The sequence below is a fragment of the Flavobacterium sp. genome (assembly GCF_035456085.1).
Classification (GTDB): domain Bacteria; phylum Bacteroidota; class Bacteroidia; order Flavobacteriales; family Flavobacteriaceae; genus Flavobacterium.
The window spans coordinates 74,763-84,329 of the sequence record NZ_DATIDY010000134.1 but is presented as its reverse complement, the minus strand read 5'-3'; the positions used below and the strand labels follow the sequence as shown (position 1 = coordinate 84,329).

Annotated in this window: 4 protein-coding genes; all 4 read right to left on the bottom strand. The window is 33.1% G+C overall.

All coding sequences use genetic code 11. The features are described from left to right. Positions 1 to 1,346: RagB/SusD family nutrient uptake outer membrane protein (locus tag VLC96_RS10625; protein ID WP_325262791.1), on the bottom strand; the 1,346-nt coding region annotated here is incomplete at its 3' end. 43 nt (positions 1,347 to 1,389) lie between these two features. Further along, entirely contained in the window at positions 1,390 to 4,539 is a 3,150-nt protein-coding gene (locus tag VLC96_RS10620) for a SusC/RagA family TonB-linked outer membrane protein (RefSeq protein WP_325262790.1), read from the bottom strand. A 55-nt stretch (positions 4,540 to 4,594) separates the two neighbouring features. Further along, on the bottom strand, positions 4,595 to 5,797 hold the full coding sequence (locus tag VLC96_RS10615; protein ID WP_325262789.1) for a hypothetical protein: 1,203 nt from the start codon (positions 5,795 to 5,797) through the stop codon (positions 4,595 to 4,597). 472 nt (positions 5,798 to 6,269) lie between these two features. After that, positions 6,270 to 9,563, bottom strand: coding sequence for a VCBS repeat-containing protein (locus VLC96_RS10610; RefSeq protein ID WP_325262787.1), 3,294 nt, complete (start codon positions 9,561 to 9,563; stop codon positions 6,270 to 6,272). Between the last annotated feature and the right edge of the window lie 4 nt (positions 9,564 to 9,567).

Sequence of the window (9,567 nt, the reverse complement as noted above, 5' to 3'; positions counted from 1 at the left end):
GGTAAAGTTTTCAAATTCCGTTGTAAATCTTGTAATCTGAAACCCTCGCCTAAAAATTCAATCTGTCTTTCTATCAAAATAGTATTGATTATCGCATCTTTACTATTTATGGCAGTGTCAGGAAAAACATATTTAGGATTTGAACGATTTCTTACCTCTTTTAACAAAGCGATAGATTTTTCTAAATCATTGTTATATGCTGCTGCTTCAGCATAATTCAGTAAAACTTCCGCATAACGGATCACTGGTACATAATCCCGAAAAGGTGCGGTTGTAATAGCAAATTTTTTCAATACTTTTTGTTTTGCAGCATTAGTTCCAATCAAACCGGCTCGCGCATCATCCGGAGATGTTAAGGCCGGATTGCTTACAATACCTGCTGTTGCTAAAAAAAGAATAGGTTGTTTTAAATAATTAAAAGCTAAAGCACTTTGAGCTGATGGTGTTTCTGTAGTTGAATTAGCAAAAGGTATAGAGAAAATTGCCTCTGTACCTGTGTAACTTCCGCTAAAAATGGTTGCAAAATTAGCTTCTAATTTATGCGATACCGAACCCGATGTATATTGAAATGGACTGGTGCTGGAAACAATTTTAGAAGACTCTTCAACAACTTTAGTATAATTATTCATATTTAAATAAACTCTTGTTTTCAAAGCTATTGCTGTACTTTTGTGTGCTCTTGAAGTATTTAAAAGTGAGGTAGAATAAGATGTCGGCAGATCTTTTTCTGCATCGTCCAAGTCTTTTATAATTTGGGTATAAACCTCTGCAACAGTGCTACGTGCGATGTCATTATTACCAGCACTAGTTATCGCTGTTAATCGAAGTGGAACGCCTAAACCATTTTTATCAAAATTATATGGTCTTGCGTAAGTTTGTACCAAACTCAAATAAGACAAAGCGCGCACAAACTTAGCTTCGGCTACATATAATTTAGCATCTGCCTCCGATATAACTTTTGTTTCATTCAATCTTTCAATTAAAATATTAGATGCGTTGATAGCAGTATAACACGCTGACCAAACATTATTAATAAATTCATTTGTAGATGCAACGTTTTGATTCCAAACCGCTGAACCCGTTGCAGCGTTTCCATCGTTCTGACCAAATTCGTCGGCTCGTTGTTCATTAAAAATAATAAAACGTCCTCCGTAAAAAGTTTCTTTTTGCAACTGACCGTACAAATTATTTACTTGTGCTAAAATTTTCCCAGGGGTACTATAAGCCTCGCTTTCAGGTATACTTGTTTTTGGAACGGTGTCTAAAATATCACTACTACAAGCTGTTAAACAAATAACAATTGCAAGTAAAACCAAAGTCAACTTTATGTTTTTATATGTTTTCATATTTTTTTAAATAAAAATTAATTTACGCCTATTTAGAGTAGTATTAAAAACCAACATTAATTCCAAAAGTAAATACGCGCGCGTTTGGCGGAACATTTTGATCTTTACCAGAATCAATAGAATTACCATTGATAGAAACTTCAGGATCCGAACCTCTATACTTTGTAAAAGTAAGTACGTTTCCAGACTGAATATAGATATGTGCTGATGCAATTTGATTTGCTAACGAAGTACCTTTTAGAGGCAAATTATAACCTAATGAAATATTTTTCAACTTAATATAATCTCCGTTTTCAACTTTAGAAGTACTACTAAATGAGAATCCAGCTGATACATTATCGCCATATTGCAACTTTTGTATTTCTGTTTTTTGTCCAGGCGTTGTCCATCTGTCTAAGATAAATGTTCCGTTGTTAAAGTAACGCTGGTCTGAGTTTGTAGCTCGTGTTCCATTGTATAATTTGTTGCCTGATACAAAAGTAAAACCAAAATTCAAGTCGAAATTTTTATAGTTAATCTCGTTATTAAATCCTCCGGAAATTTTTGGCAAAGATGGTCCTTGTATCACTCCATCTTTATAATTATCTATTGCTGGCGCCGCAGTTCCGTCAAGATAAGTCCATTTTGGAGAGCCTATGTGATTGTACTGAACCACTTTTCCAGCGCTATTGGTGAACATCATCAAACCATTGTCTGGATTTACACCATTACAAGGCACGGCAAAAACGGACCCAATAGAATAGCCTACTCTTGTCATATTTTGTACTCCAAAAACACTTGGAACAAAAACATCGCTAGCGAGTGCTGTAACTTTATTTTCAAGAGTTGAAAAATTGAAATTTGTTTTCCATCTAAAATCTTTATTATCAACAATTAACACATTAATACCCAACTCAATACCGCGATTGTACAAACTACCAACATTTGAATTGATATAATTACCCGGAATTCCTGCAGAAAGTGATTGTGGTGTTTTTAGAATCAAATCATCAACAACATTATTGTAATAGTCGAACTCTAGATTTAGTCTATCATTAAACATAGAAAAATTAAAACCTAAATCGGTTTTGGTACTAGTTTCCCATTTAAGATTTGGATTGGCAGTTTGCGAATAAGCTAACGTTGGTACTCCGCCATAAGTATATGAATTATAAGTTCCAAATGCAGGATAATCACCAATTTCACTGTTCCCAACAATACCATAACTGGCTCTTAGCTTTAAGTTACTAATGATTCTTGAAAAAGCAGAATCTTTATAAAAATCTTCTTCATATACGTTCCAACCCACAGAACCTCCAGCAAAATTTCCGTATTTATTACCATCTGTCAATGCAGAAAGCCCATCTCTACGGAAGTTGAAACTCAATAAGTATTTTCTATTATAATCATAAGAAACATTAGAAAAATAAGAGAGTAGTGCGTTTTCTGAATAAACACTACCGTATGGTGCAATATTTATAAAAGTGCCTTGAAAATTGGTATAGCTAGGATCTGTCAAATCTGATTTTTGTGCTCCCCAACCATCGGTTGTTGTTTTGATTGTTTCTAGACCAAGCATAGCATAAACATGATGGCTCTCTTTAAAATTAGCTTCATAAATTAGGGAGTTTGTAAAATCAGAACGACGAAATTCTGTATAAGTATTAGTTGCAACTCCGTTAGATGCAGCTCCTCCACCATGTATGGGATTCAAAAATGCTTTATTGACTACTTGTAAATTATTTAATCCAAAATTGGAACGGAATTTCAAATCCTTAATTAAATTAATTTCGCCAAAAACGTTCCCCATCAAAGTATGATTCTCTGAAGAAGACCAGTCCAATTCCTGCACCATAGCCAAATTATAAGCATTTATAGTTCCAATGGTACTCGGATTATTTGCTCCATAACCTACACTAATTCCGTTTTGAATACTATATGAACCATCTGCATTATATACTGGTACATTTGAAGGAAGCACATATGTCATCCTTGCTAAAGATTCGTTTGTAATATATTGCGAATTATAAGCAGATGAAGACATTGAATTACTAGGTATTGCCCCAGTTTCTGGCCCTACGTTTTTGCCATTGTCATAAGTAACATTTGCTCCAAATTTTAATTTTTTGTTGACTTGATGTTCAATATTAAGTCGCGCAGACAAACGCTCGAATGTATTGTTTTTTATATAACTATTTTGATTAGTATAACCGGTTGAGAAAAAATAAGAAGTCGCATCATTTGCTCCCGAAATGCTAATGTTTTGGTTATTTGAAAATCCAGGTTTAAAAGCAACATCATACCAATTTGTATCTACAATACTTCCGTCTTGATTATAGGACAAAGCATAACCAGGAGCTTTACCTGAATTGACCATTGCCTCATTTTTTATCATTGTATACTGTTCTGCATTCAATAATTTTGGCAGATTATAAGGTGTACTCATACTAAACCAGCTGTCATAATTCACTCTTGGTTTGCCTTTTTTTCCCTTTTTAGTTGTAATAACCATAACACCATTGGCCGCTCTTGATCCATAAATAGCTGCTGCCGAAGCATCTTTTAGTACATCAATGGATTGTATATCATTTGGATTGATATCTGACAAAGGATTATTCCCGACCTTACCTCCTACTGAGCCTACAAAAACAGTAACACCATCAATCACTACCAACGGGTAAAGTCCTGAAGTTATGGTACTAATTCCTCTAATGCGCATTACAGGAGTATTGTTTAAAGCACTTGTTGGTGCAATAATATCGACACCTGTAGTTTGTCCTCCCAATAATTGATCAAAACTCGTTGCAGGTTTATTTGCCAATTGTTTAGCGGAAATTGTTGATACAGCACTTGAAAATACTTTTTTGTTTTGTTGCATATAACCACTGGAAACCACAACTTCTTCTAATTCATTAGAATCTTTGATTAGTTTAACAGTTAAAAAGTCAAAAGAACGAATTACAATTTCTTGTGTTTTGTATCCTATATAACTGAATTTTAATGTAAATGGCAATTTTTGATTTTGAATAATAAATTCACCATTTTCATTAGTGATAACTCCTTCCGTTTTGGAATTACCTGTTGCCCCTACTAATGGCAAATTCGTTTTAGCATCTACAACTATCCCTTGCAAACTCTGCTGTTGTGCATATATATGCACCGTAAACAAAAGGAAAATACAGAATAGTGACTTTAAATATTTTTTATGTGACATAATAGTAAATATTGACTTTAATTAAAGTTTAAAAAAGATATTTTTGTAATAAAATCTATTGTTTAGGCATTGTGAGCCTCATTTTTCTGCCTAAACTAAATCGATACGAATACCCAACATTGATGGAATAATCCGCAAAAGCAGCATCACCCTGCACATGAACATATTTGGCCGGATCTGATATTTTAGAATTTATTAGATCTTGACTAGCAATATCAGCAGCACTTTGAATACGGTTTTTTACAATATTATATGGGATAAATAAACTCAAAGTATGTTTTCCTAAATGATACGAAAAGCCATATTCTACTGCTACAACATAACCTGGACGACGATAAGCTACTTGCCCTCCAAAAGCATCATAAGCGGGAATACCTTCAACTCTTGCAGCTAATGAAACATTAAAATTTTCATTTTTGTCAATTGCTGCTGATAAACCAGCTCTGGCAAAATATTGGTCTGGAGAAGCATAAATTTCGTAACCTTCTAAACCAGGTTTTGGATCAGATTTAAATGTTCCATTTGATTCTCTTGGATTGAATAGATAATATCCGTTGGCAAATCCATAAAGTCGACCTACTAATTGTCTAAATGCTTGCACTTCTACTGAAACTCCAACTCCACCATCACCTGGTTGAATGGCTTGATCCATTATTACATTTTTTGTGGTTCCATCAGCTTGAGGTGCTTCATCTCTTTTGTCATGGCTGCCTGTATTTAATTTCACTCCCATCCCAAGCATTACATTCCCTTTATGAGCAGTTTTTGGATCAAAAAACCAATAATTGACACTTAATCTCGCATCTGCAATTCCCTGTGCATAAACGCTGTAACGAAGTGTATCTTTTACTGGACTTGTTTGCCTTAAAACCTGAGAACGTTCGTTATGAACATAAGGCAAAGTGGCATTAATCTGAATTCTATTTGTTATTCCATATGATAAATTAAAATCTATAGCATGCGAATAAATGTTTACTGCATTCCCCTGCTCTACGCCGTTTTCGTCATGTCCACCGCCTGTAGTCTGACGTTCTTTCTGTTCTTCTTTTCCAACAAAATGTCTCCAAGAATGAAAATAACGATACGTTGTTCCTACTTGAAATTCACCTTTGTTTAAATTATAAGAACTAGCAGAATTCATATAAAGTCCACCCATTTGTCGAACAGCTACACATCCTTGAGCGCTCGTTTTTTCTGCTTGGAAAATGATTAAAATGAATGACAAATAAATAGATAAGTTATATAATGATATTTTCATGATTTTGTTTTGTTTTAAATGGACATAAAATTGATTGTCTTTATAATTACAGAAACCATCAAAAGGAAAATGCCCAAAAGTTTAAAATAATATCCATTAGAATAAAAATCAGTTCGTGAAAATCCGTTTATTCTAAAGACAAAAAAAATATTGAATCAATACTTCTAATGCATTATTTTTCAATACTCTAGTTTGGATTTATCCAAAAAAAATATCAATAAGTTTAGCAGAAAAAGTGTTGCAAAAAAAGATTTACTTTAGCAAAAAAATCAGAGGATTGTTCTAAATAGAATTATTAGTTAACTTAAAATAAGAATCTGGTCAAATCACTTAATATAGCAACAGTCGAAGGTGTGCCACCATAATTAAGATGGTTAGTTTTTTACTAATGCATTTAGTTTCTGATGTCTGGCAATATATTGCACAGACATCTTGAAACTTATAAAAATTAGTAATAAATGCCCAAAAGACTTTAATTAATCCTAATGCTTTGCAAATACGAATTGTTTTTAGCTACTAAAAAGTAATTTTTATCTTTTACTTTAATTCTTTCCATGTTTTTGACATCTCCAGGAGTAAAAAATCCGCTTTTAACTGGGGCAATTGGCTGAAATCCACCTTTGCCATTTCCTTTTAAAAATAAACCATGACCCGCATCATTTCTTGGAGTTTCCACTTCAGAATTAAACATATTCCCTGTAATTAAAGCATCCAGATTACCATCTTTATCATAATCATCAACCGCGATTTGGTTGATGCAAGATAACTGAGCTTCAATTGGAAGTTTATGGATAACGAATTTTCCATTTTTATTTTCTAAATAAATGCTGGCAAATGATTTTACTTTATAATGCAAAGCTTCTTTAAGAGATTTTTCGGTGTAAACATCAACCAAAGTAGCTTCAGAAAAACTTTCATAATCTTTGAATTTTTTCTTTATACCAGGAATTTGCTGAGATGAACATCCACGACCACGAACCGGAAATTGCTTACCATCATTGTAATAACTCAATACAATATCTTTGTGCTTGTCATTGTCAAAGTCTTTGACATAAATATCAAAAGTCTCATTTGGAGTAGCCTGATATTTATAATTAAGACCGTTATTTCCAACTAAATAATCCATATCACCATCTTTGTCAAAATCACCTTGTTGGATGCTCCACCACCAACCAGTAGAATCAATTGTCAATCCTAATGCTTCTGAAACTTCTTTGAATCCCCTTTTTGTGTTTTCGAAAACGCGAATTGGCATCCATTCTCCAACAATAATAATATCTAACAGACCATCATTGTTATAATCCGTTACAACAGCATTTGTAGCCATACCCAAATTTTTAAATTCTTTTGGTTCGTTTTTTGCAATTTCGAATTTTGGTTTTCCAACTGTACTTATATTGTGCAAAAGTGAGGTATTTGCTGGTGATGGATATTGACCCGGAACCTGTCTTCCTAGAACTAAAAGATCTTGTTTACCATCTTTATCATAATCAATTGGATATACTTTTGAGCCACTGGCAAGCATTGATGGAAGAGTTCCATTTGAAGCTTTTGTGAAATTTCCTTTTCCATCATTAATGTACAATCTATCTTGTAGTGCTGGATCGTTTAACAAAAATTCATATCCGCCACTTACAACATATAAATCATTATCTCCATCATTATCAGCATCAACGAAAACTGCTCCTGTATCTTCGCTTTTTTTGTCTGCTTCAAAAGCTGGAGTTTGTTTTTCTAAAAATCCATTGGCAGTTTGCAAGAATAATTTTCCTGAAAAAGTGGATGATCCGCCGATAAAATAATCCTCTAATCCGTCTTTGTTTACATCTCCAACGACAATTGAAGGACCAAAAGTGGACATTTTATGAGGCAATAAAACCTGATCTTTAAAATCATCGTATTCATTTTCCTCATGCTTAAAAGTTGGAAATACAGATGTAACTGTAGAAAATAGAGGTTTTACTTCGGCAATTTTCTCCACTTCTGCTTTGGCATCTTGTTCCTTAAAAACTAAAGTTTGATTTGCTTTTACATTAAATAATTTTTGAATTTTTCCGTTGGTCCAAACCACTTTTACTTCATCAATAGTTTTGGCTTTTCCTAAACCAAAATGCAGTTCAGGTGCTACAGAAGATTGAAAACCTCTTGATAAAGTAAGCTCTTGCATTTGTGTCGCATTTCCATTTTTAATGTACACACGATTGCCAAGCCCCATTGTATTTCTTGAACTTCCTTTGAATTTTACAGTTACATAATTACTATTTTTAGAACTAGAATTTTCAAAAACTGAAGCAAAATCATCAATATTATTAATTACAAGATCTAAATCTCCATCATTATCCAAATCTGCATAAGCTACTCCATTAGAAAAACTTTTAAACTCTATTCCCCATTTTTTAGTTGCATCTTCAAATTTCAAATTTCCATTATTTTGAAATATAAAGTTGTCTATTTTTTCCGAAGGTATTTCTAAAGCTACTTTCAGTAAATCTTTGGGTTTTAAATTCTGTCTTTCGATATTATGGAAAAAATCGTTATTATTTATTTCTCTTCTTGTACCATTAGTAACAAACAAATCTTTGTTACCATCATTATCAAAATCAGCAAACAATGGTCCCCAGCTCCAATCTGTAGAAGAAGTCCCAGTTATACGTGATATATTTTCAAATTGTGGAATACCGTTTTCTACAACTCCTGTATTCAATTGCATACAATTGTGCATGTATTGATATTGAAAACCAGCACCTACAACATCCCAAAATAATTGTGGATTCATACTAGACATATTAGCTTTTTTGCGACGATTGTCTTTGGCATCCATATCTACTTGAAAAACATCTAAATTTCCGTCATTATTAAAATCGGATATATCTACACCCATTCCGTAAAATGAATTATGGGATGTTGCCTCTTTTATTACTTCTTTAAAAGTACCATCATGATTATTTATATACATAAAATCCGGAGAACAGAAATCATTAGAAACATAAATATCTGGCCAAGTATCATTATTTAAATCACCAATAGTGCCACTTAATGACAAACCATAAGCTTTAACTCCTGCTTCTTCGGTAACATTGGTAAAATGGTTTCCATCATTTCTATACAAATGTCCAGATTCTTCATCTTTAACATTTCGCATTAATTGTGTATAAACAAAAGGCGGAGAATTAAATTTAGTTGGTGGATAATTGGCAACAAATAAATCTAAATCGCCATCCTTGTCATAATCAAAAAAAGTCCCTTGAACACTACTCCCAATATCATCAATACCATATTCTTTGGCTCTCTCTGTAAAAGTTCCATTTTTGTTATTGATATACAATTGATTGTTTTTAGGACCAAATTTCCCTGCAACACTACAGTAAATATCCAGGAAACCATCTCCATTCACATCCGCCATTGTAACACCGGTGTACCATCGAGAATCACCAGAAACACCAGCAGTTTGGGTTATATCTTCAAATTTAAGATTGCCTTTATTTAAATATAATTTATTAGAAACTTGATTCCCTGTAAAGAAAATATCTATGAGTCCATCATTATTTATATCCCCCGTAGCAACTCCTCCACCCATATAAATGTATGGGTATGTAAAATAATTTAAAGTATCATTTTCTACCAGATTATTGCTAAAATCGATACCCGTTTTGGAACGATCTAAACTAGAAAATATTTTTTCGTCCGATTCATTAGAGGAGCACTTAACAAGTAACGTTAAGCTTAATAGGCTAAAAAGAAATGCTTTTATTTTTCTTATTTTCATTATC